Origin of the sequence: Corynebacterium sp. HMSC074E01 (genome assembly GCF_001808885.1) — a bacterium.
Lineage (GTDB): Bacteria > Actinomycetota > Actinomycetes > Mycobacteriales > Mycobacteriaceae > Corynebacterium.
Genome location: NZ_KV794821.1, coordinates 160,603 through 185,215, shown reverse-complemented (window position 1 = coordinate 185,215; position 24,613 = coordinate 160,603). Strand labels below are relative to the sequence as shown.

Genomic DNA, 24,613 nt, shown 5'->3' with positions numbered 1-24,613 from the left:
ACCAGGGAGTTTCGGGATCGAGGTCTGGGGGTTTGGGTTTTGGTGCTACCACAGCGCGAAGAAAGCAACCACCCCAAGAAGCATCGTCCCCAGCGCAACGGCGGCAAGCGCCGGGGCACCGGGCAGGGCGGGCGACGCAGCCCGGGCCAGGATCTCGTCAGCGTCGCGGAGCTTGGTGGTGGCCAACCACAGCACCACCGCCACCACTACCCCAACAATCAGCGCGGCCCATGGCGCAATGGAGCGCACGACGAGCAGCCCCGCGATGAGGCCTGCAAGCCCCGTGCGCTGCCAGGCTAAGCGGGTGCGCTCGGGTTGGAGGCCGGGATCAAAAAGTTCGCTCACGCTAGCAGCTCGCCCACCAGAATCATCAGGCCAATAAGGATCACCACGCCGACAATCAGCGCCAACGCCGGGCTAGCCGGGAGCGGACGCCCATGGCGCATCGCGCGCTCAGAGGCACCCCAGTGAAACCACGCCACCGCCGGCAGGATGATGGCCACGATCAGCATGATGACGGAGACGACGCGAGTCAGCGTGGTGTTCAGCGGCAACTCGAAGGTCTCCAGAGCCACGCCACCCGCGATAAAGGCCAATGACGTGCGGATCCACGCCAAAAAGGTGCGCTCATTAGCCATGCTGAAGCGCGGGTCGGGTTCCTCCCCTGTTCCATACACCGAGCCCGGGAAACGTGCCTTCGTCATAGGCGCTACTGTAGCGCCCCGCTCCTCGCTCCACAGTGTGAGGCGCCCAGAGCGCGCCGACTAGGACTGCGAGAAGGCCTCCAGATCCGCAGGGCTACCAGCGACGACGATGAGGTCGCGGTGGGTGAGCTCGGTGCCGTCGACAAGCGGGCGCCATTGGCCCGGGCCCTCACAGCGAGAAATGAGCTGAACGTTGTGCTCCTTCCACACCTGGTGGAGGTTGAGCGGGCGCTTGCTAATCGACGCCGGCGGGGTCATCGCCGTCACACCATAGTCGGTGGCGATCTCCGCAAAGTCCTCGAAGCGTCCGCCCAACAGGTGCGCCACGCGGCGGCCCGTATCGCGCTCCGGTCGGATCACGTGATGCACTCCGAGTTGGCGCAGGATGCGGGCATGAGCATCTGAATCGGCCTTGGCCCAGATATCGCTCACCCCGAGCTCCACGAGGTTGGAGGCGGTAAGGATGGAATCCTCCAGATCCGAACCGATGGCCACGACCACGCGCTCTACCTCATCGACGCCGAGCTGGCGAAGGGCCTCGGCGTCGGTAGTATCGGCGGTCACCGCCTCGGTGAGGTACGCGGCGTGTTCGCGCACGTGCTTCTCCTCGGCGTCGATGCCAAGAACCTCCACGCCGTGCTCCATCAGCTCGCGGGCCAGGGAAGAACCGAACCGCCCCATACCAATAACGACGACCGGTGGAATATTGATGGACGTCTTCTCGCGCCGCAGGGCGCTGAACATGTTAGCCAATGAACGGCCTTTCTTCTGGGTAGCGGTAGCGCAGGCTGATGGTCCGGGCGGCCAGTGCCGCCACGAAAGTGGTGGGGCCTACGCGGCCAACGTACATGATGAGACACAGCATGAGCTGCGATGGTGCGGACAAACTTGCAGTAATACCCGTGGACAAACCCACGGTGGCGAAAGCGGACATGACCTCAAAGGTGACCTGGTCCGCGGTGAACTCGGGGTCCCAGATGCGCAGCGTCGCCACGCCTACGGCAACGACGATCATTCCGGCGGCCGTCAGCGCGAGGGCTTGGCGGAAGGTAGACAGCGGCAGGCGCCGGTGCCCGATGGAAGTGTCCTCCCGGCCCAAGAATTCAGAAATCATCGCCGCGCCCAGAACGCATGCGGTCGTCACCTTGATGCCACCCGCCGTACCGGCGGAGCCGCCGCCGATGAACATCAGGATGTCCGTAACCATCAGCGTCAACGGGTGCGCTTCCCCGTAGTCGATGGCGTTAAAACCTGCCGTCCGGGGCGAAGCGCTCATGAAGAAGGCGTTGATGAGCTTCTGGCCCAACGGCATCCCGTTCAGCACACCGGAGCCCTCAGAGAGGAAGAAGATCACGGTGCCACCCAGCAGCAAGAACGCGGTGGCGCCCAACGTCATCCGGGCGGTCATGGACATGCGGTGAATGCGGGGCGTGCCGCCGCGCCAGCGCGTTAGCCGTGCGCGGGCCCGTCGCACGAACTCCGCCAGCAAGGGATAGCCCAGACCACCGACAATCAGGGCGAAGGCGAGAGGAATCAAAATCCAGCCATCGGCGGCGAAGGAAATGACGCTGTCTGAATAGGTACTGAACCCGGCGTTGTTGAAGGCTGAAATAGCGTGGAAGATACCTTCCCACACCGCGCGCCCTGGTGCCACGCCGTGTTCGGTGGCTAGGCGCACACCGATGAACACGGCAACTGTGGCCTCGCAGATCAGAGTCATCATCAGGGTGAGCAGCAGGGCATGCCGAATGCCGCCGGAAGCCACAGCACGACCTTCCGCCGCCATGGTCCGGCGGGCTTTGAAACTGATGCGACCGGTCAGAAGCATGCCTGATAGCGATGCCAGGCTCATAATGCCGAGGCCGCCCAGCTGGATGAGCGCGATGATGACCGCTTGGCCGAAGGACGTCCAATAGGTACCGGTGTCCTCCACGACGAGACCCGTCAAGGAGACCGCCGAGGTTGCCGTAAAGAGTGCCGGCAGGAACGGAGTCCACTGCGGCACATTGGCGGAAATCGGCAGCATCAGCAGCAGCGTTCCCACGAGGATGAGCAGGATAAAGCCCACGGCGGTGAGCCGAGCTGGGCCCAGGAAGTGACCGCGTTTCACAGCGGTTCAGCCTACCGCTGGGCGCCGTTTCACGGGACCCCACAAACCTGTGAATATCTCCACAGTTTTATGTAAATAGCATCGGCGGAGCGCTACATCAGCTTGGTCTTCTCCAAGGTCTCCACCCAGCCGTTGGTGAATTTCTCCAGCGGTTTGTGGAAGACCACGCCCAGAATGAGCATCGGTACGGCAAAGAGCAAGAGAGCGAACAGGGAGAGCCAGAAATCACCGTGGTAGGTTCCGGCGATGGCCGCGCGGAGTGCACGGATGGTGTAGGTCGCTGGCAACCAGGGGCTAATGTTCTGGAACCAGTCCGGGAGCACCTGCAAGGGGTAGGCACCGCCCGACGACGATACTTGGACCACCAGCATGAGCACCGCCAAGGCTTTGCCCGCGTTGGCGAAGGAGACCACGAACGTGTAGCAAATCAGCATAAAGATGAGCGAGCTAACCCAGCCCGCCAACAGCATGAGAATCGGGTGCGCGGGCTCAATGCCCACGAAGAAGATGAGGCCCAGAATCAGCATCGTCGACTGCACGAGGCCAACCGCGGCAAACATTCCGAAGCGGCCGAAGAAGCGCTGCATCGGCGAATATGTATCCTTATCCACCACATCCGTGCGCACGCTCACCGCAGTCAGCAGCGCACCCACCCACAGCGCCAGCGCCGTGTACATCGGCGTCATGCCGGCGCCGAAGCTCTTAACCGGGTAGACCGCTTGCCTGTCGACGTCCACCGGCGCCGCAATCGCACGCGCCAAGGCATCCGGATCGGAACCAATGAGGTCCGCCAACTTCTTCAGGTCACCAGATGCCGCAGCGGAGTCGATATCCTTCCGCAGGTCGCCGAACTTGTTGGCCTTATCCTGCAGGCCAGAGGCGAGCTTCTGTACCGCATCCCGAGCATCCGTCAGGGAAGAGGAATCAATGGTGACGGGAGTCTTCGCGGTATCCAGATCCGCGCTCACCTGGCCCAGGGAATCCTGCAGCGCGCGCAGGGATTCACGCAGACCGGAGGTGGAGATTCCCTCCACTGCCTTCTTGGCATCATCGAGGCTGGAGAGATCCGGCTTCGTGGGTTCGGGAGCGTTCGCGGCCGCCGTGAGGCGCGCGTGGAGAGTGCGCTGAGCGTCGATGGCCTCCTCGATACGGCTGAGCGCCTTCTCTTTATCCCCGGCAGGAATTGGCAGGGCCTCAATGTGGCCATGCAGGTTCTGGTATTGCGCAATGGTGCCTTCCACCTGGCCGGCCAAAGTGTTGAGCGTGGCGACGCGGTCGGCGCGGGAGGCGGAGGCGTCGTCGTAAAGCGCATCAATGCGTTGGCGCACCACGTCATAACTAGCGCTGGTGGCATCGAGCGATTGCTGCAGCGCATCCGTGGACACGTTCAGTGAGGAAGACTGAATCTCCGGAAGCTGCAGGTCCGCCGAGTCCGCAATGCGCTGGGCGCTTTCCATGAGCGGAACCGCGGTATCCACGAGTCCAGCCAGGGAGCGCGCGGTACGGGCGGCCATATCGAGCTGGGTCTGCACGCCATCCGCGCGCGCCTGCATCCGGTCCAACACAGCCTTGGTATCACCCTGGCTCAAGAAATCGGAGAGTGAGGTGACCAGATCGAAGGAGACGTCACCGACCGTCGTGGTGAAAGCTTCAGCCACTTGAGCCGACACGCCCTCTGCGCCTTGACCAGTGATCTTCGGCGCCAGCGCATTCTTCTTCTCATTCGTATAGAAGGACAAGTCGGCGGGCTTGGATCCATCCGTGTAGAAGTTCATCATGTCGGTACTGAAATCTTCCGGCAGCACGATGGCTGCGTAATACTCACCGGACTTGGTACCTTCAATCGCCTCATCGGAAGTCGTCACAACCCAATCCAGCTGCTCGTTTGCACGTAGCTCATTGAGCACCTGGTCGCCGACGTTGATGGGCACCGGCAACAGATCGCTTTTATAGCCGGTGTCCTTGCTAGCCACCGCCACCTTGAGCTGGCTGGTGTTATCGAAGGGATCCCAGCTGGCCAGAACGTTAAACCAGGTGAACAGCATCGGGATAACGACGAGGCCCACGAGCATCACCGTGCTCATCACGTTGCGGCATGCGGTGCGCATGTCGTTGACGAAAAGATCGAGTGTTCCACGCATTAGTTATCCCCCTCCGTGGAGTCGGCCCCGATGCGAGCCGGATGTTTGATGTCATCCTCATCCAACGTCACCAGCTCTGCGGACTGCTTCAGACTGATGCGTAGGTAGTCCAGGGTGACCGCGGCGATAATGATGAGGAAGCACCATGCCGTCCAAATAGCCAGAAGCAGCGGCTTCTGGTCGGGCAAGAGACCCGAGACGACGATGAGGATCACCACTCCGATAACACCGGCGATGGCCACCAGCTTGAGCCAGTAGCCCCAGTCATGCGCGCGGCGGTCCAAATCTTTCTTCAGACCACTGCGGCTATCCAACGCCTGGATGACGTCCGCGATGCGGTAGCCGGAGCCGACAACCTGCACATTTTCATAGTCAAAGAGCTCGGTATCCCGCAGCTCGCGGTTAAAGATGACGTTGAAGTGCGCCAAAGCCTTACGCAGCAACAGGCCGAAGACGAAGAACAGAATGAACATGAAGGCGAGCACGCCCATGTTCTTGAAATAGTGGTTGCCGTAGAACCCACCGATGGTTTCACGCATGGCATCGATGCCGTACGTGAATGGCAGTAGTGGGTAGATGGTGTGGAAGAAGTTGGGCAACAGCTCAATCGGGTACAGGCCCGAAGCACCCGGAATCTGGATAATGACAAAGACCACGCAGAGGCCGCGGCCGAGGTGACCCAGAGACGTCGACAACCCATAGATAATGCTCAAGTAGGCCAGCCCCACGAGCACGCCCGTCAGAATGAAGGCAGGCGCGTTCACGGTCTGCACGCCGATGAGCAGATCACCCACGGTCACCGTGACGGCCTGGATGATGACCATCAGGGCCATGAGGAGGAAGCGGCCCAAGTAGGCCTGGCCCACCGTGATGCGGTCGAAGCCCTCCTTATCGACCTCAACCCGGAAGATCACCATGAGGACGAAGGCACCAATCCACAGAGAGAGGTTAGTAAACAGCGCCGCCATGGCGGAGCCGTAGCTGTCCACCGGGTACACGGTTTCGGTCTTCAGCTCGATGGGCTCCGCAAAGAATTTACCGATTTCTTCCGCGTCCAGCCCGGTGACATTTTGAACGACTTTGGAGTTCATCGCGGCACGCAGCGAACCCACATCGCCCTGCATAGCGCGCAGGCTGTCCTGCAGGGCCAGGAGGTTGGTATCGAAATCGGACAAGGTGTCCTTCGTGGCGCGCAGCTGCTGGGCCACGCCGTCCAGGAGACCATTGGCCTCCTGCATGGTTCCCTTCTGAGCTTCCAGGGTGGAGCTCAAAGCACTCGCCATGGAGCTCAGATTGCTCATGGCACGGTTGATTTCGGGCACAGCGGTGGTCACGGTATCGCGCAGCGTTTGCGAGGTGGCCTTGGTATCTGCCGCCGCCTGGTTGATGGCCTCCGCACTTGCCTGCACGTTGTCCGCTGCGGCCTGGGTATCCTTGCTCAGCGCATTCAGGTTCCCCACCAGCTGGCGGTTGGATTCATTGCCCTCATCGAGGCGCTGGATGGCGTCATCGATCTCCTTGGCCACCTGCGGTGAAAGCGTTGCGGAATCGCGCAACGCCTTAAGCTGCGCAATCGATTCCGCACTCGCGTCAATAGCAGTGTTCGCCCGTTGCGTGGCGTAATCGAAACGGTCACCGGCCTGGTTCAGGCCAGCTGTGACATCCGCAATGGATTCCTGCGCCTGTGCGGTGCCGTCTGCCACCGCACTTGCGCCACTGACGAAGGCACCGGTGGTCTGGTCGGTGAAGTCACCGATGCCCCCTTGGGCCTGCTCGACTAGGGAGGAGACCTCGGCGAGGGCTGTTTGGGCGTCGCCCAGCGCAGCACTCACATCAGCCACCGTGGACTTGGCGCCCAACGTGGAATCAGCAGCGGCGTCAAGCTTTCCCTGGATCCGCGCGAGGTTCTCACGGTTACCGTCAATCTCCTGCGCGGTCTCCCCGAACGCGGAGCTGGTGTTGTTCATCGCCCGCGTGACTTTTCGCTCGAAGTCAGTACCGGTGTCCTTGACGTTCTCCGCCGCGACGGTGGCCACCTGCTCCTTGAAGGCCGCCGTGATCTGCTTGTCCAGACCTTTGGCACCGGTATCCGTAATCTTCACGGCGATGGCGTTGTTCTTCTCGTTGACGCGGTAAACCAGTTGCGGCTGCGTGAACTTCCCGTCGAGCATGCTCACGAGGTTCTCGCTGAAGTCCTCAGGAATCGTCACCGAGGCATACACGTCTCCCTCTAAAAGGGCTTTCTCGGCTTCGTCGCGCTCGAGGAATTGCCAGCCTAGCTGGTCATTCTTTTTGAGTTTCTCAATGACCTCGCTGCCGACATCTATCTTCCCCGTCAGCTCGTTGTTAGCACCCTTATCCTCGTTGACCACGGCCACCTTGATGTTGTTGGTATGGCCGTAGGGGTCACGAAAAGCCGCGATGTTCACCCATGAATACAACGCGGGGGTGATGATAAGCCCGATGAGGATGATCCACGCCCTGGGGACGCGGCCAAGCCTGGCTACATCTCTAATAAAAATCTTCCAACTTTGGCGCACTGAAGGCAGTGTACCCGTTGAAGCTTCGAGTCTCTAACCTGCCGAAATACATAAAGTAATTTAAATAATTAACAAATAAACTTTAACATGGTTTGCCGGATCAAACCCCTGGCTTGAACATATGGCGATGAAAACTAGACTTCAAGTAGTTGAACTTTTGGTATGGAGATGCCTATGCGTAAGACCTTAATCAGCCTCACCGGCCCCGCCTTCGTTGCTGCAGTGGCTTACGTCGACCCCGGCAACGTAGCCGCCAACATCAGCGCCGGCTCCCACTACGGCTACCTCCTGGTGTGGGTACTCGTCGTGGCCAACCTCATGGCCATGTTCATCCAGTACCACTCCGCCAAACTGGGCCTAGTCACCCACCGCTCCCTGCCGGAAATCATGGGCGAGCGTCTCTCCCGCCGCGCGCGCCTAGGCATGTGGGCCCAGGCCGAGCTCATCGCCGCGGCCACCGACCTCGCCGAAGTCATCGGCGGCGCCATTGCCCTGCAACTCCTCTTCAACCTCCCCCTGTTCGCGGGCGCGCTCATCATCGGCGCGGTCTCCATCATTCTCCTCATCTTCCAGAAGAAGAACCAGTGGTTCGAGGGGCTTGTCATCGGCCTGCTCCTGGTCATCTGCATCGGCTTCCTTGCCGGCCTCGCCATCGCCCCGCCCGACCCCGCCGACGTGGCCGGCGGCCTCATCCCCCGCCTAGAGGGCAAGGACAGCATCCTGCTGGCCGCCTCCATGTTGGGCGCCACCGTCATGCCGCACGCCATTTACCTACACTCCTCCCTGACCAAGCAGCGCTACCCCGACCTGGAAATCCCCCACGTGCTGGCCGGCACCCGCGCGGACATCGCCGTGGCGCTGTCCATCGCCGGGCTCGTCAACGTGGGCCTGCTGGTCCTGGCGGGCTCGGCCCTCTACGGCGTGGACGGCACAGAGACCATCTCCGGGGCCCACACGGCGATTGCCAGCCACCTCGGCCCGCTGGCCGGCGTTCTCTTCGCCATCGGCCTGCTGGCCAGCGGCCTCGCCTCGACGTCAGTGGGCGCCTACGCCGGCTCCGAAATCATGGACGGCCTGCTTCACATCAAGGTCCCCCTACTAGTCCGCCGCCTGGTCACGCTCATCCCGGCGCTGGTCATCATCGGCTGCGGGGTCGACCCCACTATGGCACTGGTGGTCAGCCAGGCACTTCTTTCCCTGGGCATCCCCTTCGCCATCATCCCGCTTTTCCGCTATGCCGGCTCCCGGGACGTCATGGGTGAGTTCGCCGCGAAACCCTGGTCTATGGCCGTGGGCTGGACGCTTGCCGCGCTGGTCATCGCACTCAATCTCGCCCTCGTGCTCCTGCCGCTGCTCTAGGCCGCCTACAATCAGCAGCCATGATTGAAGTAGCAGCCGTCGTCATCCGCAACCCACAAGGCCACGTGCTTACCGTGCGCAAGAAGTCCTCCACCAAGTACCAACTGCCCGGCGGCAAGCCCGAGGCGGGCGAGGCGCTTGTCGACGCCGCCCTACGCGAAGTCGCCGAAGAAGTAGGCCTCACCCTCGACGCCGAGAGCCTCAACAAACTCGGCACCTTCGACGCCCCCGCCGCGAACGAACCGGGCGAGGTCGTCGTCGGCACCATCTTCACCTGCACCCGCACCGTCACCACCGACGAGCCCCACGCCGCCGCCGAAATCGGCGACACCGCCTGGGTCAACCCAGCTGCACCCGACCGCGAGCTTGCACACCTGCTGCGCGACCGCGTCTTCCCCACGCTGGCCTAGCGCCAACTGTCAACACTTCGGCGTCATTGACCTCGAAACCATCAAGAGCTACCCTTTTGAACATGTTCACTGAACACGTTCACTCATCGCGCTCGGCCGCCAAAGCTGGCACCGTCAGCAAGGTCCTAGCCACCGCCTATGACCTCTTTCTCAGCCAGGGTTACGCCACCACCAGCATCCGGACCATCGCATCCGAAGCTGGCGTCAGCGTGGGAACCGTCATGGGAGTCGGCGACAAACAAACGCTGCTCATCCGCACCATTGGCCAACACATTTCAGAGCTCCACGACGACATTCGAGGGCAATCCGATAGCCTCCTCGATGTCCTCAAGCCATTCCTCCAGATGTTCACCGGCCACGAAGAACTCTCTCGTGCGTTCGGCGCGGCACTCATCCAACAAGGCAACCAAGGCGAAGCGCTCACCGCGCTCAAAACGCTCCTGACCGATGAAATCACCCTGCGTCTCGGCTCCAGACTCAGCAGCGACGATGCGGCCGAGTACTCCAACCTGCTGTACAACGTCTACCTCGGCTTGCTCATCGGCTGGGCCGCCGGAGTCTACGACACCGAGCACCTCACATCCCAAGCCGCCTCATCGATCGAACGCCTCAACACCGCATTTGGAGTAACCCAATGATCCTAGAATCCTCCCCGGCCTGGCCCTCCCTACTGCTAGCAGCCATTCTGCTTGGCGACGCCGCCCTCTCCCTCAAACCAGTCCCCTTTATCGAAGCCTGCCTCAGCGGCGTCAAACTCCCCAAAGACTGGTGGTGGGCACTCATTGTCATCAAATGCCTCGCAGCCACAGGACTCATCGCCGGCCTCTGGTTCCCCGGCGTAGGTATCGCAGCCATGGTTGGCGTCATCGCATATTTCTGCGCAGCCGCAGCAGCCCATGTCCGCGCCCACTTCCTCGGCAGTGAATTCTGGATCAACTGTTTGGGAATGCTCGCGCTCTCAACCGGCGTGCTCATCCTGACGCTCGCACTGAATTAAGACACTAGCCAACCATTCACAGCTTCATGAAGGCAGATACATCATTGCATCTCTTGATTGATGACTTGATGCTTTCTACCCTAAAGGTATGCGCACCACGATAAACCTCCCCTCCTTCGATTGCGGCGGACCAGCTCTAGTTGATCTCAGCGACAAAGAAGCCGTGTGGGCAGTGCTCGATAATCATTCCTGATGCCAACATTCTCGTTTATGCCTTCCACTCCGCTTCACCACAACATAAGCCCACTCAACAGTGGTTAAGTGGTGCGCTGAATCGGCACGAAACAATTGGGCTCCTGGATGTTGTGGCAACGGGCTTTCTTCGAGTCATGACGAACCACAAGCTATTTCACAAACCACTTACCGCCCAACAAGCGCTGACTGCTCTCAATACCATTTTAGAAGCCCCAAACGGCACCCTTTTAAGCTCCAGCCCAGGGGCCTGGCCAACCTTCACTGAATTGGTGCGCTTGCACAAGCTTAAAGCCAGCGACATCCCTAATGCGGCCCTTCCGGTTTTAGAGTGCGTTGATTTTGTCCTGTAGTTGTCCGGAGTGGATTAGGCATCGCAAGATGTAGTGGTTGAGGTTTTTAAATCCCAGGGCGATGCCGCGTAGGTGTTCGAGTCTGCCGTTGATTGCCTCAACGGGACCGTTGGATGCGCCGATATCAAAGTAGGCGAGCACATCTTTGCGTCGACGCCACAGGGTGCGTCCCAGTTGGGCGAGCTCTTCTAAGCCTTTTGGTAGTCCTTTACGCAGGGTGTGGATGATGCGTTCCATGAGCTTTTTGCCTTCCGATTTCTTCGGATGCGCGTACGCTGCGATCACGTCTTGGTAGAGCAGCCACGTTACTTCTAGGGCCACGTAGTCGTCATCGGTGGCCCACAGCATTTCTAAGCGTTGCTTTTGCCGCTCGGTGAGATAGTTCGTCCTGGTCAACAGGGTGCGCCGGTGCTTGTACAGCGGGTCATCTTTGCGTCCGCGGCGCCCGGTGGTCTCACGTTGGAGTCTTTGTCGGCAACTGGTGAGCTTGTCGGCTGCCAGATGCACCACATGGAAAGGGTCCATGACTTTATTCGCCTGTGGTAGTTGCTCTTCAACTGCGGTGGCATAACCGGTGAACCCATCCATGGTCACCACCTGTATCTGCTCCCGGAAGCTGGGGGCACGCTCTTTAAGCCACCCGCTGAGCACGTCGGCGGATCTGCCCGGTCGCATGTCTAACAAACGAGCAGGACCACGCCCGTCCACCAGCGGGGTGAGGTCAACAAGTATGGTCACCAGGTTTGATGCCTGACCTGGTTTGCGGGTGTGTTTCCATACATGTTCATCGACTCCAAGGATACGAACCCCGTCTAGGTGACAGGGGTCGCCGTAGACAAGCTGGCGGCAGGCATCCAGTGCGACCTGATTGACCAGATCCCAGCCCACACCGAGTGCTTTGGCGGTAGCCGACACACTCATCCGGTCAATAGCAAGGCGCTGCAAGATCCAGCGGGTGACCCGATAAGTGAGCTTGGCACCGTCATCCGCGCAGGTTAAAGATTCTTGGAAGATCTTCCTCTTACATGAGGCGGCTGTGCACAGGAACCTGGGGACTGTTACATGCAACCTGGTGGGGAATCCGACGACAGGAAGATCAACGAGTCGACGGGTGGTGTGGTCGCGCAGCTTTCCTGGCTGTCCGCAGTCCGGGCACACGCCGATAACGGCTACTGGCGTGGCCTCAATGATGGTCAACGCTCCGGCATCAGCGGCACCGGTGATAGCAAGTCCGATTTCCGCGGTACGGCAGATAGTGTCAGCAACGAGGTTTCCAGTAGGCTTCACAGTACGGGTCCCTGGTGGGTTTAGATGGTTGTGTAGGAACTTTCATCTTCACACCAGGGACCCCTACATGTTGTGGTGACCCGCTGAACCCGTCGTTTTCTACCTCACCCCGCTACGCACCCCGAAACCGGAAGAGCCCCTAATGCTTGGATAGCTGCGGCCGTAATAGAAGAAGAAGCAACCCTACTGAGCCAAGATCAAGGTTTTGCCCGCTTCCGAGAGCTGCGCTGGCACCCGCTTTCAGATTGACAACAAAACGCAGAACCCGAGCCACCGGTGAACGATGACTAGGGTTCTATAAGTTGAAGCAGCGAAATCAAGCAATCAATAAACCGACAAGCCCTCGACTAAAGCGACAAAATTAACGCACTCTAAAACTTGTCGATGTTAGGACAAGGACTAGTATTGAGGCATCTGCCGATGGCGCTACGTCCGCCGACTAACAAAATACACTCGGCAACAACCAACACCGTCCAAATCCGACTCGTCGCTAGCGCAGGAAGTCGTTGAGCAGATTCCGCCTCCTCTTTTGCGTAGCAGCTGCAACTAGTCGTTAGATAAAGCGGAAAATCTCCTAGCAAACAGGCTGTGTAATTTAACCATTTCCTTTACACTCATTAGAAGAAGAGTCTTCAGAGATTTTTTCCTCCAGGAAAGAAAGCGGCGTGATAGTAGTATCCCCTTTCCCATTGCCGCCTTCAATGAGGGCCACCAATTCTCCTGCAGGATTATAGACAGGGGCGCCTGAATCCCCAGGTTTTGAAGTCATTTGAGCCTTTAGAGTTCGCGCCTGATACTCTCTCCCATTGATGGAAAATGCCTCACAATATAAGTTCTTGTCGTTGACAACCCCATCAATTCTCCCTCCGAGAAAGGTTTTTGCAAAAATAGCTGAAGGTATTTCGATACTTTTATCACTAATTTTATCAGCCCGAAGAACGTAATCTACCGGAGGATCAAGAAGTATTTCTGAAACATCTATCCCTTGGTTACTCCACAAGTAGTTTTCACCAATACTTCCAATACGCCTACCTTTCGAATACACTTCATCCGCACTTTCACCACAATGACCGGCAGTCAAGGCCCGCTGCTGGGAAATAATAGTCACAGAACACGTCACCGCCCCTCGGGGAGGGCCCACCTGCACCTCATCTCCACTTTCAACATATGAAAGAGGATCGAAATCTTTCTGTTGAGCAGTAGATATTGATGAAGCCGTGGCCCCAAAAGATACGCTAGCCAGAAAGAAAAGAGCTAGCCTGCCTATTATAGAAATAGAATTTTGTTTCATAACTTAATAAATAATCAATCTAAAACAGAGGCAGGCACGCCAAAATGCCCACCTCTGCTCAGATATTTACTTCTTCCCAGATGGAACAAACAAAAGGAAAATGACCAAAATTGCTAGAGCAATCGTGACCCCATACGGCCACTGAAGATGAACGGAAAGCATCATCAATAAAACGCCCACAGTGGCCAATATCTTTTTCCACATATTTTACTCTCCAGAACCATTTCTATTCTTGCCAGGCGGCAGATTCTCTTTGACTGTTATCTGAACAATGCAGAAACATCCATATGGAAAAATTCCAATTACCTTTCCCTAAACCCTTTTCTGTTTAGCGGAAGGATAATTTATTGAAAACCAACCCGCTGAGGATATGCGGTATGTGTGAAAGCGCCAGCCACAATCGAACGAATGCCAAAGTCAGCGTACATACCACCGGGCGCAAGACCAGCAATAACCCCTCCAGTAGCTAGGATTTTGGAAAGAAGTGGCTCGGGAATCCAGACTCCAGCGATTGCGACACCGCCACCCACCCGGTTAATCGTCGTTTTAGACAGGAGCACCCTCACATAAGTCCCATGGTATTCAATTCCATTCCGACCCTCTTGATAGTATGGATCAATGTCATCATCATCAGCGCTCGAAATCTTCGGCCCTTTTTCCCAGAAAGTTATCGAGTCTCCCGCCACCTTCATCTCAAGGTTACTATCAGCCTTGGCCTCGCTGATCCTCTCGTTCTGAGTCTCTACTTCATTTTTGATTTCTTGCAGTTCCTTTTGCGAAAGCGCGCTTTCTGCCTCTCTAGCAATCGCGAATTGGTCTCCCTGAAGGAAAACATAAGAATCTGCTTTTTCCGCAACTTCTGAGGAAACAGAAGACTGAGAGGCATTATTCTGAGTCGACTCAGCGAGGTCAGTCTCAGTACCGGCACTAGCATTGACTGGTGCAAAAACTGTTGCTGCCGCAACCAGCACCACTAAACGCGTAGATTTCTTGAGACGATACATGTCCATAATCCTTTCTAGAAAAGATGGCTGAAAATCGGACACCCCCTAGAGTTACATCCAGTAGGGATAATTGGAAGCAAAAGATGAAAAATGTAGACTATCGTATAAACTTCCTCAAGATTTGTTGCGAGGGCGCACAAGAAGGAATATAATCTCTCCCCTTCCCCGCAAACACTAGTCTTTTGAGACTCGGGTTAACCAGCGCCCCAAAGACTGGTGGGCGCTCATTGTCATCAAGTGCCGCGCAGCCACAGGAGTCATCGCCGGATTCTGGTTCCCAAGCGTAGGAATCGCAGCCATGCTTTGAGTCATCGCATTTTTCTGCGCAGCCGCAGCAGCCCATGTACGCGCCCACTTCCTCGGCAGTGAATTCTGGATCAACTGCTTAGGCATGCTCGCGCTCTCAACCTGTGTGTTGATCCTGACTCTAGTGCTGAGTTAGGAGACCGAAAATTCTTCGGAACCACCCTGCCCTCATTTCTCCATCAAGCACATTCGCCAGATAATTACTTCTTTTTCATCCCCCACCTCACTACGCCGTTCGTTGCTTCGGGAAGTGGCTGCGGGGAATAGCACTCATGAATTTTCGAAAGAACAAAATATTCGGAGAAAGGGATCTGTTCACAATGGACTCTACCTTTTGAATCCCACGCGAAAGCGTTCAAATCATACCAAGCCTTGAATTGGCGTTGCAGGCAATCAAAACCATTAATTCCAAAGAAGCTACACAGCTCGGAAATAGTAAATTCAGCTACAACGCTTTCTTCATGCAACCTAATTCGAACAAAGCTCTCATCGGGATCGGTGTTCGCGTTACTTTCCACATCCCAAATTGGCCCTTTTAGTAACTCCACGACGCTCCCAGCCAGCATAGATTAAGCTCAGCGCCTTCATTCTAAGTTCTCTGCTCACGGGCGGCTGACATACAAAGCGACTGAAACATAAAATCCCGAGCCACCGGTGAAACGATGACTCGGGTTCTGCAGTTTGCGGAGACGAGAGGATTTGAACCTCCGGACCTACGCAAGTAAGTCAACTCCTTAGCAGGGAGCCCCATTCGGCCGCTCTGGCACGTCTCCAGCGATTCGCAATGAATCGTCCATCACTCTACCTGAGCGCTTCCCCTAGGGACAAAATGGGGCTTCCCTATTCTTTCCCTGAAGCGCCGCATGCAGCTTGAGGGCCACGTAGAGAGCCGCGCAGCGCCAGCCATCATCCAGCACGCCGGGCCCGAGAATCTCACGCACGCGGTCTAGGCGGTAGTGCAGTGTAGCGCGGTGAATGTAGAGCGCAGCGGCGGTCGCAGAGACGTTGCGGGAATGCTCAAAGTAGGTCAGCAGGGTATGCCAGTAGGAATTGCGGGGGTCGTCGAGAAGCACGGCGGCATCGGGGCTCATCTCCACCACGGTTGCCGGGGTCAGCTCCCACCCGCGCAGCAGGCGCCACGCGCCGGCCTCCTCCCAGCGCAGCGAATCCTGGCCGCAGAGCTTGGCCACGTCCGCCATGAGTCGCGCCTGCGGGGCCGTCGGCGCCGAGCCGCGCGCCACTACCTCAGCGCCGGCGACAAGCGCGGCACTCTGCAGCTCCTCCATGAGGGCCTCGGTGTCCTTGTCGTCGCGACGGCATTCGACAAGCACGAGGGAATCGTGAGAGTCCGCGACCAAGAAAGGCCGGCGTACCAACGGGCGGGCAAGTTCCACGGCCACCGCGCGCTGATCGCCTTCCACCAGCACGCGATGCACGGTCGGCTCACCATCGGCGGGCAGGAGATCGCGCTCCCGCGCACCGGCCAGCGCGGCCTGATCGCCGGTGAGCACCTCGCGGGCCAGCTCACCGAGCTGTTGGGCGCGGGCAGCGAGGGGTGCATCGCGTGCGTCGATAAGCCTGGCAAGGGGCGCAAGCAATGAATCCAGGTGGGCCAAGGGGGCGTCGCCCAGCGCGGGCTCATCAATAATCCACAGGTAGCCCACCAGCCTGTCCTCGTGACGCAGGGGAATGACCACGCGGGGCAGCATGTCATAGCGCGGGTTGGAGGGCAGGCGCACGGGCAGCACAGCCTCCTGGACGCCGAAGCTGAGCATCCACGGGATGGGCTCCGGGGGCGGGGTGCGATTAAGAATCGAGGCCGCCCTGTTCTTATCGATGGCACCGATTTGCGCACTAGCCGCAATCACCGCGATGGCGGGGGTGGTCACCTCAACGGAGCGCTGCAAGATCTGGGCGCATTCGTCGACGATATCTTGGATACTCGTCAGCTGCGGGGGCGGTACTTTTGACATATGTCAAAGGTACTTCCGCTTCTTGTCTAGTGACAAACAAAACTGTGCTGCGCAATAATCTCCTACAGCTAAATGACCCACGTCACACATATACGTTCATGAAGGGCGTCTACATGACCACAACCAACAATTCCGTCAGGGCACAGGACGTTGTCGCCAGCGACAACACCAGTGCAGACGACGGCCTGCAGCGCGGCATGAAGTCGCGCCACCTGCAGATGATCGCTTTTGGCTCGTGCATCGGCACGGGCCTCTTCTTGGGCTCCGGCGCCTCCATCCAGGAGGCCGGCCCCGGCGTTATCGCCGCTTACGCCATCGGCGGCTTCATCATCTTCCTCATCATGCGCATGCTCGGTGAGATGGCCGTGGAGCACCCCGTCGCGGGCTCCTTCAGCGCTTATGCCCGCGAGTACATCGGCCCCATCGCCGGTTTTGTCACCGGCTGGAACTGGTGGTTTACCACCATCGTCGTCGGCATGGTGGAGCTCACCGCCGCGGGCACCATCATGGACTTCTGGTTCCCCGGCATCCCGCACTGGCTCACCGCCCTCGTCGCGCTCGTCATCGTCACCGCCATCAACCTGGTGCACGTCGGCGCCTTCGCCGAGGCGGAGTTCTGGCTCTCCCTCATCAAGGTCGCCGCGCTCATCCTCATGATCGTCGTCGGCGCGGCCATCGTCTTCGGCCTTACCCCGGAGCCAGCCCTCGGCTTAAGCAATATCACTGAGCACGGCGGCTTCTTCCCCAACGGTGCCGCCGGTGTGCTCTTCTCCCTCGTCGCGGTGATTTTCTCCTTCGGCGGCATCATCTCCATCGGCACCGCCGCGGGCGAGGCGCAGGATCCCGCCAAGAGCCTGCCCAAGGCCATCAACAACGTCATCTGGCGCATCCTCATCTTCTACGTCGGCGGCATCGGCATCATCGTTCTGCTCGCCCCGTGGAATGAACTTGATACCTCTACCTCGCCCTTCGTGCGCGCGCTGAGCACCCTGGGTATTAGTGCCGCGGCCACGGGCCTCAACCTCATCGTGCTCGTCGCCGCCGTCTCCGTGTTCAACACCATGACCTTCTCCGGCGCGCGCATGCTGCGGGATCTTTCCCGCGGCGGCCAAGCCCCGCCCTTCTTCAACTCCGTCAGCGCCAAGGGCGTGCCGGTTCGCGCCTTGCTCTTCAACTCCCTGCTCATGGGCTCGGCGGTGCTGCTTAATTTCCTCTTCGAGGGCAAGATCTTGATTGTTCTCCTCGCCATCATCGTTGGCGCAGAGCTCATCTCCTGGTCCGCCATCGCGCTAGCACACCTGAACTTCCGCAAGCGCTGCCCTGACGCCGCTTTCCGCGCGCCCCTCTATCCCATCGCTAACTACCTGTGCTTGGCCTTCTTCGCTCTTGTCATCGCTTTGATGTTCATGCTGCCCGACTACCGCACCGGCGCCATTGTCCTACCCTGTTGGATTGTGACCTTGGCCCTCATCTGGCTGGGCAAGAAGCGCCACGACGCACGAACCAAGTAGAAAGGACCCTCTCATGCAGACCACCATTGGTGATTTCATCCTGGACCGCCTCAAGGCCATCGGCATTACCGAAATCATCGGCGTTCCCGGTGACTTCAACTTGAGCTTCCTCGAGCAGATTGAGGCTTCCGAGGGCATCCGCTTCGTCGGCGCCTGCAACGAGCTCAACGCCGCCTATGCCGCCGACGGCTATGCCCGCCAGAAAGGCGTCGGCTGCCTGCTCACCACCTATGGCGTGGGCGAGCTTTCCGCCCTCAACGGCATCGCCGGTGCCCGCGCCGAGCACGTCCCGCTGGTGTCGCTGGCGGGCGCGCCGCCGCAGTATGCCACGGAGTTCCGCTGGAACCTGCACCACTCGCTTGCCGACGGCGACTTTGCCAACATGCTGGATTCCTTTGCACCCTTCACCGAGGTGGCCACGCGTGTGTCCCCCATGAACGTGGTCGAGGAATTCGACCGCGCCCTGCACACCTGCCTGCGCGAGAAGCGCCCAGTGCACATCCAGATTCCTTCCGATATCACTCACCTGACCATCGAGGTCCCCGACGAGCCTTTCTCCACCGAGCTCGCAACCTCCGATCCGGAACGCCTGAACGCCGCTGCGGACTACGTGCTGGAACACCTAGCGAAGGCCAAGGACCCGATCATCCTCATCGACCAGGACACCAACCGCCACGGTTTCACTGAGAAATTCCGCGCCATCATCGACAAGGCCCAGCTGCCCTACTCCCAGCTCTCCTCCGGCAAGGCCATCTTGTCTGAGCGCCATCCGCTCTTCATCGGCACCTATAACGGCGCGGCCTCTGCCCCGGGCGTGCAGGAGCGCATTGAAAAATCTGATTTCCTGGTCACCACGAACCCGCGCTTCATCGAGGTCAACTCCGGTTCCTTCACCCACAACCTGGCCGATGCCCGCGTCTATAACTTCGGCGACCAGCACCTCAACGCCGACGGCGAGTTCTTCGTGGGCATCAATACGCTGGAGCTTCTCGACGTCCTCCTCGACCGCATCCCGGAAGCCGGGGCATCGACAAGCGCGGCTTTCGAGCCCGAGCCCTTCGAGCCGAACCCGGATGCCCCGCTGACCCAGGAGCGCATCTGGCCGCAGATGCTCGGCTTCATCCAGGAAGATGACGTGGTCATCGCCGAGGCTGGCACCTCCAATATCGGTCTGGGCCAGCAGCGCATGCCCGAGGGCGTGCAGTACATCAACTCCACCATCTGGGGTTCCATCGGCTTCACCCTGCCGTGCGTCCTCGGATCGCAGCTGGCTAACCCGGAGCGCCGCCACGTCCTCTTCATCGGTGATGGCTCCTTCCAGCTCACCGCCCAGGAACTCTCCACCATCGTGCGCCAGGACCTCAAGCCCATCATCGTGCTGGTCAACAACGATGGCTACACCATCGAGCGCTACATCCTGGGCATGGAGCGCGAGTACAACGAGATCCAAATGTGGGATTACACGGCGCTGCCGAAGGTGTTCATGAAGGACACCACGATGGAGTCCTACGTGGCCTCGACCGAGGGCGAATTGGCCAAGGCCCTGGAGGATATCGCCGCCCACCCGGAGCGCGGTGCCTTCCTCGAGGTGCGCCTCGACGCTTTCGATGCGCCGAAGGGACTTCAGGCCTTCGGCCCGCAAACTGCAGAATTCGACTTCGGGCCCCGCGGCCCCCGCAACGCCTAAGGTGGAGAACATGATTCGACCAGACCTTTCCTCCCTGCCCGCCTACGTCCCCGGCAAGAATGCCGAGCACGCCTTGAAGCTCTCCTCCAACGAGGCAACCCAGGAGCCGCTGCCCGGCGCGCTCAAGGCCATGGAGACTGCCGTCGCGCACGTTAACCGCTACCCGGACATGGGTGCGGTGGAAATCCGCAAGGCACTCGCCGAAAACCTTGGCGTTAGCCCTGAGCAGGTCACCACCGGCGCGGGTTCCTCCGCGATTTGCCAGCAGCTGGTGCAGATCACCTCGGTGCCCGGTGATGAGATTGTCTTCCCCTGGCGCTCCTTTGAGGCTTATCCCATCTTCGCGCAGGTCGTGGGCGCCACCCCGGTCAAGGTCCCGCTCACCGCGGATCACCGCGTGGACTTGGAGGCCATGGCGGCTGCCATCACGGACAAGACACGCCTGATCTTCGTGTGCAACCCGAATAACCCCACCGGTTCCATCATCACCAAGGAGGAGTTCGACGCCTTCTTGGCCAAGGTCCCGAAGGACGTCATCGTGGCGCTCGATGAGGCCTACATCGAATACAACCGCAACGATGCCGTCCCGCTGGCCACCGACTATGTCCACACCCACGACAACGTCATTGGCCTGCGCACCTTCTCCAAGGCCTATGGCCTGGCCGGCATCCGTTTGGGCTATGCCTTCGGCAACGCCGAGATCATCGAGGCACTGAGCAAGGTGGCCATCCCCTTCTCCGTGAACTCGGTGGCGCAGGTTGGTGCAGCGGCCTCGCTGGCCGCTCAGAAGGAGCTGCGTGAGCGCACCGATGAGACCGTTAAGCAGCGCGACCGCCTGGTCACGCACTTCGCGGACTTTGGCGTTCCGGAGTCCCAGGCCAACCACATCTGGTTCGCCGCCGACTCCATTGCGAAGCTGGGCTCCCCGCAGGACGTCGCCGCAAAACTCGCGGAGAATGACGTCCTGGTCCGCGCCTTCCCCGAGGGCGTACGCGTCACCGTCACCACGGCGGAGGAGACCGAGACGCTGCTCAAGGCCTGGGACGCCGCCTTCGCTGCACGGAGCTAGTTTCCGCGTTAGAGTGCAGTTGTGAAGACATTTATCAATTTTGCACTCAACGTCATTGCCGTCGCGGTGGCCTTCTGGGCCGTGGTAGCGATTGTCCCCGGAATCGACATCGTCCCTGCGACCACCCAGAATTTCTTGCTCATCGCGGCGGTCTTCATCATCGTCAACGAGGTCGTCACCCCGGTGCTCCGCTTCCTCGGCGCACCGCTGACCTGCCTGACACTGGGCCTCTTCGCGCTCGTCATCAACGGCGCGGTCCTGCTCCTCGTCAGCGCGCTCATGGACTCACTCGTCATCGACGGCTGGGGTGCCGCCATCATCGGCGCGGTTGTCCTCGCCATTGTTTCCGGCGTGGTGAACTTCTTCACCAGTCCGCTGCGAACTCGACACTAACCCCCAGCAAAGGGCGGGAGAACGTCGACGCGGGAGGCGCGGCCAAGCACGGCGTCCTCGGTAGCGCTCGCGCCATCCACCAGGAAGGTGCAGCGCTCCAACACCTCCGCAAAGCTCATGCCGGCCTCGGTGCTGCCGGTATGCCGAGCACGCAACACGTCCAACAGCTCCCCCAAGGTCGCCGCCTGCGCCGTGTCTTGCGCGCGCCCCGCGGCGGCGCGGGCTGCGGCAAAGTAGTGTATGTCAACCATGGTTGCCACTATGCCAGCCTCTGTGACAGGAAGGAACCCGATGCGCACCTATGAGGAACACCTCGCCGCCGTTCGCGCGGCCCTTCCGCAGCCCCGGGCGGTCTCCACTCCCCTGGCCAACGCCTTCGGCCGCCGCGCCGCCGCGACGTACCGCGCGGAACACAACCTTCCACCTTTCGATAATTCGCAGATGGACGGCTATGCGCTTTCCACATGTGATGGCGGCACCTTTACCGTAGGCCGCACCATTGCGGCGGGAGATCCCCCGGGTTCACTCAATGAAGGCACCGCCCTCCCCATCATGACCGGCGCGAAGGTCCCTGAGGGCACTGCCACCATCGTCCCCGTCGAGCACTGCGAGCCCCCGCACTTCCCATCGGAGGGTGCCACGGTCACTGTGCCGGCAGCCCCCGAGCAGTTCATCCGCCGCGCGGGCTCCGATGTCACGGCCGGCACAACCCTCGTCAACGAGCACGCGCTTCTCGACGCCCCCTCCATCGCCGCCCTCGCCTCCCAAGGCCTGACCGAGGTCCTCACCTTCGCGCCCGCCCGCATCCTCATCTGCACCGGTGGCGCGGAAATCGGTGGCGCGGGCGAGGCCACCATCCCCGATTCCAACGCACCGATGCTCGCGGCCTTGGCCGCGCAATACGGCATAGAGGTGGCCGGCTTCGTGCGCACGAATGACGATCCTTCTGCCCTGCGCGCGGACCTCGCCGAAGCAGTCATCACCCACCGCCCCGATGTCATCGCTACTTCCGGCGGCATCTCCCACGGAAAATTTGAGGTCATCCGCCAAATCTTCGAAGAGGACGGCTGGTTCGGCCACGTGGCGCAGCAGCCCGGCGGCCCGCAGGGCTTGTCACGCTTGGGCGAGGTGCCCGTCGTCTGCTTCCCCGGCAACCCCATCTCCACGCTGGTGAGCTTCCGCCTCTACTTGGCCCCCGTCCTTGGACATGCCTGGGAGCCGGTTCGCGCACACCTTACTGAGCCCGCCGAAGGCCTCAACAACCGCGAACAGTTCCGCCGTGGAACTATCAGCATCTCCGACGGCACTGCCCAAGCCTCCTTCCTCGGCGGTACTAGCTCCCACCTGATGTCCCAGGCCATCGGCGCCAACGCCCTCATCCGCATCCCGGCTAACACGCAGCTTTCAGCCGGCGACCTCGTGGAGGTGTTCCCACTCTCATGACCCGACGCGCACTCGTTATCGTTGCCTCGACCCGCGCCGCCGCTGGCGAATACGAGGACCGATCCGGCCCCATCCTGGTGAATTTCCTGCGTGAGCAGGGCTTCGATACCCCGCAGCCCCTCGTCGTCGCGGACGCCTATATCGACTCCGCCCTGGCCACTGCCTTCGCCGATGCACCCTCCGTCATCCTCACCTCCGGCGGCACCGGCATCACGCCGGATGACCGCACCGTCGAAGCGCTCACCCCACACCTGGAGCGCGAACTGCCCGGCCTGGCCCACGCCTTCTATGCGCACTCGGCGGCCATCCCCACCGCGGCGCTCTCCCGCACGGTTGCCGGAGTCACCGGGTCCACTTTCGCCATGGCCCTGCCCGGCTCCACGGGTGCTGCCAAGGACGGCTGCGCGGTCCTCGAACCAGTTCTTCACCACATCATCAACCAGCTGGAAGGCATCAATGAGCACTAACTACGGCCTTCTCGGCGCGCACATCAGCGCTGAGCCCATCACGGCCCCCGACATCGCCACTGCGGAAACGGGTGCTGTCGTTTTATTCGACGGCATCGTGCGCAACCACGACTCCGGCCGCGGCGTCAAGCTCCTTACCTACACCGCGCACCCAACCGCCCAACAGGAAATCGAGCGCGTCGCTGGCGAAGTCGCCGCCGCTTTCCCCGCCGTCCGCCTCTGGTGCGCGCACCGCACTGGAGCACTAGAAATCGGCGAATCCGCGTTCATCGTCGCCGCCGCCTCCGCACACCGCAAGGACGCCTTCGAAGCGGCGTCGACCTGCGCCGACCGCGTCAAGGCGGAAGTCCCCATCTGGAAGGAACAGCTCCACACCGATGACACCACCACGTGGGTAGGCCTGGAATGAGCTCACGCTACGCACGCCAGGAAGCCCTGTGGGGCAACTCCACACAAGAACGGCTTCGCGCTTCCACCGTCGCCGTTATTGGCGCCGGCGGCCTGGGCTCGCCTGCCCTGCTCTATCTCGCAGGCGCGGGCGTCGGGCGCATCCTGCTTTTCGACGACGACCTCGTCTCCCTCTCCAACCTGCACCGCCAAGTCATCCACAGCACAGCAACCGTAGGCCAGCCCAAAACCGAATCCGCCGCTGCGGCCTTGAACGCCCTCAACCCGGAGTGCACCGTCGAGCAGTTCTCGCGCCTGACACCCGATACCGCCTTGGAGCAACTGTGCGGCGCTGACCTCATCATCGACGGAACCGATAACTTCTACTCCCGCCACCTAGCCTCCTGGGCCGCCCATGAGCTGGGCATTCCGCACGTGTGGGCCTCGCTCCTAGGCTACGACGCGCAGCTCACTGTCTTCCACTCCGGCCACGGCCCGGTCTACGAAGACCTCTTCCCCACCGATCCGCAGGTGCCCTCCTGCTCGCAGGCCGGCGTGATGGGACCGGTCGTCGGCGTGGCCGGCTCCGCCCTGGCCGTCGAGGCGCTCAAGCTCCTCACGGGCATCGGCACCCCGCTCATCGGCACGCTGGGCTACTACGATTCCCTCGCCGGGACCTGGGAGTACATCCCCGTGCGCGCGAACGGCGCCACCCCGGCGCGCCCCGACAACCCCACCGACATCCGCGACATCCCGGAGGACGCCGCGCTTATCGACGTCCGCACCTCCCCCGAGCGCGCCGCCTCCCTCATCCCCGGCTCGCAGCACCTCCCGCTCGATGACATCCTCGCCGGCCACAACCCACCCCTAGACCCCGCCGACCTCGCCGTCCTCTACTGCGCCAGCGGCCTGCGCTCCGCCCAGGCCGCCGAGGCTCTGCGCGCCCGCGGCTTCAGCAACGTCTACTCGCTGCGCGGCGGCATCGACGC

At 60.5% G+C, this 24,613-nt stretch carries 25 protein-coding genes and 1 tRNA gene; 13 read left to right on the top strand and 13 right to left on the bottom strand.

Features of this window, described 5'->3' with window-relative positions:
- Nucleotides 1–45 precede the first annotated feature (45 nt).
- From HMPREF2537_RS02020 to HMPREF2537_RS01995, 6 genes are all read right to left on the bottom strand, one after another.
- Complete coding sequence (locus HMPREF2537_RS02020) at nt 46–345, bottom strand: DUF202 domain-containing protein (RefSeq protein WP_070525122.1); 300 nt, start codon at nt 343–345, stop codon at nt 46–48.
- Complete coding sequence (locus tag HMPREF2537_RS02015) at nt 342–704, bottom strand: YidH family protein (protein WP_070525120.1); 363 nt, start codon at nt 702–704, stop codon at nt 342–344. Before HMPREF2537_RS02015 ends, HMPREF2537_RS02020 begins: the two co-directional genes overlap by 4 nt.
- Nucleotides 705–764: 60 nt before the next feature.
- Entirely contained in the window at nt 765–1,448 is a 684-nt protein-coding gene (locus tag HMPREF2537_RS02010) for a potassium channel family protein (RefSeq protein ID WP_070525118.1), read from the bottom strand.
- A 1-nt stretch (nt 1,449) separates the two neighbouring features.
- Nucleotides 1,450–2,814 (bottom strand): TrkH family potassium uptake protein, encoded by a 1,365-nt coding sequence (locus HMPREF2537_RS02005; protein ID WP_070525116.1) that lies wholly within the window; start codon nt 2,812–2,814, stop codon nt 1,450–1,452.
- Between the two features lie 92 nt (nt 2,815–2,906).
- Entirely contained in the window at nt 2,907–4,955 is a 2,049-nt protein-coding gene (locus HMPREF2537_RS02000) for a YhgE/Pip domain-containing protein (protein WP_070525114.1), read from the bottom strand.
- Nucleotides 4,955–7,495 (bottom strand): YhgE/Pip domain-containing protein, encoded by a 2,541-nt coding sequence (locus HMPREF2537_RS01995; RefSeq protein ID WP_070525112.1) that lies wholly within the window; start codon nt 7,493–7,495, stop codon nt 4,955–4,957. The genes HMPREF2537_RS02000 and HMPREF2537_RS01995 overlap by 1 nt, the downstream gene beginning before the upstream one ends.
- 174 nt (nt 7,496–7,669) lie before the next feature.
- On the opposite strand from HMPREF2537_RS01995, the gene HMPREF2537_RS01990 reads away from it, so the two are divergent.
- The 5 genes from HMPREF2537_RS01990 (at nt 7,670) to HMPREF2537_RS12370 (ending at nt 10,806) form a co-directional block, all read left to right on the top strand.
- Nucleotides 7,670–8,854 carry an Nramp family divalent metal transporter gene (locus tag HMPREF2537_RS01990; protein WP_011272788.1) on the top strand — a complete coding sequence of 395 codons (1,185 nt, stop codon included), beginning with the start codon at nt 7,670–7,672 and terminating at the stop codon, nt 8,852–8,854.
- Nucleotides 8,855–8,874: 20 nt separating this feature from the next.
- Nucleotides 8,875–9,264 (top strand): NUDIX hydrolase, encoded by a 390-nt coding sequence (locus tag HMPREF2537_RS01985; protein WP_070525110.1) that lies wholly within the window; start codon nt 8,875–8,877, stop codon nt 9,262–9,264.
- Between the two features lie 62 nt (nt 9,265–9,326).
- The gene (locus tag HMPREF2537_RS01980; protein ID WP_070525108.1) at nt 9,327–9,902 is read left to right on the top strand and encodes a TetR/AcrR family transcriptional regulator; all 576 of its coding nucleotides are present in this window, start codon (nt 9,327–9,329) and stop codon (nt 9,900–9,902) included.
- Nucleotides 9,899–10,261, top strand: coding sequence for a DoxX family protein (locus HMPREF2537_RS01975; RefSeq protein WP_070525107.1), 363 nt, complete (start codon nt 9,899–9,901; stop codon nt 10,259–10,261). The genes HMPREF2537_RS01980 and HMPREF2537_RS01975 overlap by 4 nt, the downstream gene beginning before the upstream one ends.
- Nucleotides 10,262–10,401: 140 nt before the next feature.
- Complete coding sequence (locus HMPREF2537_RS12370) at nt 10,402–10,806, top strand: TA system VapC family ribonuclease toxin (protein WP_083298942.1); 405 nt, start codon at nt 10,402–10,404, stop codon at nt 10,804–10,806.
- Here HMPREF2537_RS12370 and HMPREF2537_RS01970 read toward each other — a convergent pair.
- The 6 genes from HMPREF2537_RS01970 to HMPREF2537_RS01950 form a co-directional block, all read right to left on the bottom strand.
- Nucleotides 10,780–12,093 (bottom strand): ISL3 family transposase, encoded by a 1,314-nt coding sequence (locus HMPREF2537_RS01970; protein ID WP_070525106.1) that lies wholly within the window; start codon nt 12,091–12,093, stop codon nt 10,780–10,782. The two genes, HMPREF2537_RS12370 and HMPREF2537_RS01970, sit on opposite strands and share 27 nt — an antisense overlap.
- 595 nt (nt 12,094–12,688) lie before the next feature.
- Nucleotides 12,689–13,384, bottom strand: coding sequence for a chymotrypsin family serine protease (locus tag HMPREF2537_RS12605; protein ID WP_148138122.1), 696 nt, complete (start codon nt 13,382–13,384; stop codon nt 12,689–12,691).
- Nucleotides 13,385–13,728: 344 nt separating this feature from the next.
- Nucleotides 13,729–14,388, bottom strand: a complete 660-nt coding sequence (locus HMPREF2537_RS01965) for a hypothetical protein (RefSeq protein WP_070525105.1) — start codon at nt 14,386–14,388, stop codon at nt 13,729–13,731.
- Nucleotides 14,389–14,894: 506 nt separating this feature from the next.
- The gene (locus tag HMPREF2537_RS01960) at nt 14,895–15,260 is read right to left on the bottom strand and encodes a hypothetical protein (protein WP_070525103.1); all 366 of its coding nucleotides are present in this window, start codon (nt 15,258–15,260) and stop codon (nt 14,895–14,897) included.
- A 118-nt stretch (nt 15,261–15,378) separates the two neighbouring features.
- Nucleotides 15,379–15,467 (bottom strand) — tRNA-Ser (locus HMPREF2537_RS01955).
- 45 nt (nt 15,468–15,512) lie between these two features.
- A complete protein-coding gene (locus tag HMPREF2537_RS01950) occupies nt 15,513–16,667 on the bottom strand; it encodes a PucR family transcriptional regulator (protein WP_070525101.1) in 1,155 nt (384 codons plus the stop codon).
- Between the two features lie 113 nt (nt 16,668–16,780).
- On the opposite strand from HMPREF2537_RS01950, the gene HMPREF2537_RS01945 reads away from it, so the two are divergent.
- Genes HMPREF2537_RS01945 through HMPREF2537_RS01930 form a run of 4 tightly spaced genes read left to right on the top strand, consistent with a single transcriptional unit; the run spans nt 16,781 to nt 21,327 of the window.
- Nucleotides 16,781–18,178, top strand: a complete 1,398-nt coding sequence (locus tag HMPREF2537_RS01945) for an amino acid permease (RefSeq protein ID WP_083298948.1) — start codon at nt 16,781–16,783, stop codon at nt 18,176–18,178.
- Between the two features lie 13 nt (nt 18,179–18,191).
- Nucleotides 18,192–19,865 carry an alpha-keto acid decarboxylase family protein gene (locus HMPREF2537_RS01940; RefSeq protein WP_070525099.1) on the top strand — a complete coding sequence of 558 codons (1,674 nt, stop codon included), beginning with the start codon at nt 18,192–18,194 and terminating at the stop codon, nt 19,863–19,865.
- 10 nt (nt 19,866–19,875) lie between these two features.
- On the top strand, nt 19,876–20,934 hold the full coding sequence (hisC, locus tag HMPREF2537_RS01935) for a histidinol-phosphate transaminase (RefSeq protein WP_070525097.1): 1,059 nt from the start codon (nt 19,876–19,878) through the stop codon (nt 20,932–20,934).
- A gap of 21 nt (nt 20,935–20,955) precedes the next feature.
- The gene (locus HMPREF2537_RS01930; protein WP_070525095.1) at nt 20,956–21,327 is read left to right on the top strand and encodes a phage holin family protein; all 372 of its coding nucleotides are present in this window, start codon (nt 20,956–20,958) and stop codon (nt 21,325–21,327) included.
- Here the strand turns inward: HMPREF2537_RS01930 and HMPREF2537_RS01925 are convergent.
- Complete coding sequence (locus tag HMPREF2537_RS01925; protein WP_070525094.1) at nt 21,324–21,578, bottom strand: MoaD/ThiS family protein; 255 nt, start codon at nt 21,576–21,578, stop codon at nt 21,324–21,326. The genes HMPREF2537_RS01930 and HMPREF2537_RS01925 overlap by 4 nt on opposite strands.
- Nucleotides 21,579–21,618: 40 nt before the next feature.
- Between HMPREF2537_RS01925 and HMPREF2537_RS01920 the strand changes: the two genes are divergently transcribed.
- The 4 genes from HMPREF2537_RS01920 to HMPREF2537_RS01905 all read left to right on the top strand — a co-directional run.
- Complete coding sequence (locus HMPREF2537_RS01920; protein WP_070525092.1) at nt 21,619–22,770, top strand: molybdopterin molybdotransferase MoeA; 1,152 nt, start codon at nt 21,619–21,621, stop codon at nt 22,768–22,770.
- Entirely contained in the window at nt 22,767–23,237 is a 471-nt protein-coding gene (locus HMPREF2537_RS01915) for a MogA/MoaB family molybdenum cofactor biosynthesis protein (protein WP_070525090.1), read from the top strand. The genes HMPREF2537_RS01920 and HMPREF2537_RS01915 overlap by 4 nt, the downstream gene beginning before the upstream one ends.
- The gene (locus HMPREF2537_RS01910; protein WP_070525088.1) at nt 23,227–23,646 is read left to right on the top strand and encodes a molybdenum cofactor biosynthesis protein MoaE; all 420 of its coding nucleotides are present in this window, start codon (nt 23,227–23,229) and stop codon (nt 23,644–23,646) included. Before HMPREF2537_RS01915 ends, HMPREF2537_RS01910 begins: the two co-directional genes overlap by 11 nt.
- Nucleotides 23,643–24,613: ThiF family adenylyltransferase (locus HMPREF2537_RS01905; RefSeq protein ID WP_070525269.1), on the top strand; the 971-nt coding region annotated here is incomplete at its 3' end. The genes HMPREF2537_RS01910 and HMPREF2537_RS01905, both read left to right, overlap by 4 nt.

Coding starts and splice junctions, on each gene's coding strand:
- HMPREF2537_RS02015 (WP_070525120.1), bottom strand. CDS start 704: ATGACGAAGGCACGTTTCCCGGGCTCGGTGTATGGAACAGGGGAGGAA.
- HMPREF2537_RS02010 (WP_070525118.1), bottom strand. CDS start 1,448: ATGTTCAGCGCCCTGCGGCGCGAGAAGACGTCCATCAATATTCCACCG.
- HMPREF2537_RS02000 (WP_070525114.1), bottom strand. CDS start 4,955: ATGCGTGGAACACTCGATCTTTTCGTCAACGACATGCGCACCGCATGC.
- HMPREF2537_RS01990 (WP_011272788.1), top strand. CDS start 7,670: ATGCGTAAGACCTTAATCAGCCTCACCGGCCCCGCCTTCGTTGCTGCA.
- HMPREF2537_RS01985 (WP_070525110.1), top strand. CDS start 8,875: ATGATTGAAGTAGCAGCCGTCGTCATCCGCAACCCACAAGGCCACGTG.
- HMPREF2537_RS01980 (WP_070525108.1), top strand. CDS start 9,327: ATGTTCACTGAACACGTTCACTCATCGCGCTCGGCCGCCAAAGCTGGC.
- HMPREF2537_RS01975 (WP_070525107.1), top strand. CDS start 9,899: ATGATCCTAGAATCCTCCCCGGCCTGGCCCTCCCTACTGCTAGCAGCC.
- HMPREF2537_RS12605 (WP_148138122.1), bottom strand. CDS start 13,384: ATGAAACAAAATTCTATTTCTATAATAGGCAGGCTAGCTCTTTTCTTT.
- HMPREF2537_RS01965 (WP_070525105.1), bottom strand. CDS start 14,388: ATGTATCGTCTCAAGAAATCTACGCGTTTAGTGGTGCTGGTTGCGGCA.
- HMPREF2537_RS01960 (WP_070525103.1), bottom strand. CDS start 15,260: ATGCTGGCTGGGAGCGTCGTGGAGTTACTAAAAGGGCCAATTTGGGAT.
- HMPREF2537_RS01950 (WP_070525101.1), bottom strand. CDS start 16,667: ATGTCAAAAGTACCGCCCCCGCAGCTGACGAGTATCCAAGATATCGTC.
- HMPREF2537_RS01945 (WP_083298948.1), top strand. CDS start 16,781: ATGACCACAACCAACAATTCCGTCAGGGCACAGGACGTTGTCGCCAGC.
- HMPREF2537_RS01940 (WP_070525099.1), top strand. CDS start 18,192: ATGCAGACCACCATTGGTGATTTCATCCTGGACCGCCTCAAGGCCATC.
- hisC (WP_070525097.1), top strand. CDS start 19,876: ATGATTCGACCAGACCTTTCCTCCCTGCCCGCCTACGTCCCCGGCAAG.
- HMPREF2537_RS01925 (WP_070525094.1), bottom strand. CDS start 21,578: ATGGTTGACATACACTACTTTGCCGCAGCCCGCGCCGCCGCGGGGCGC.
- HMPREF2537_RS01920 (WP_070525092.1), top strand. CDS start 21,619: ATGCGCACCTATGAGGAACACCTCGCCGCCGTTCGCGCGGCCCTTCCG.
- HMPREF2537_RS01915 (WP_070525090.1), top strand. CDS start 22,767: ATGACCCGACGCGCACTCGTTATCGTTGCCTCGACCCGCGCCGCCGCT.
- HMPREF2537_RS01910 (WP_070525088.1), top strand. CDS start 23,227: ATGAGCACTAACTACGGCCTTCTCGGCGCGCACATCAGCGCTGAGCCC.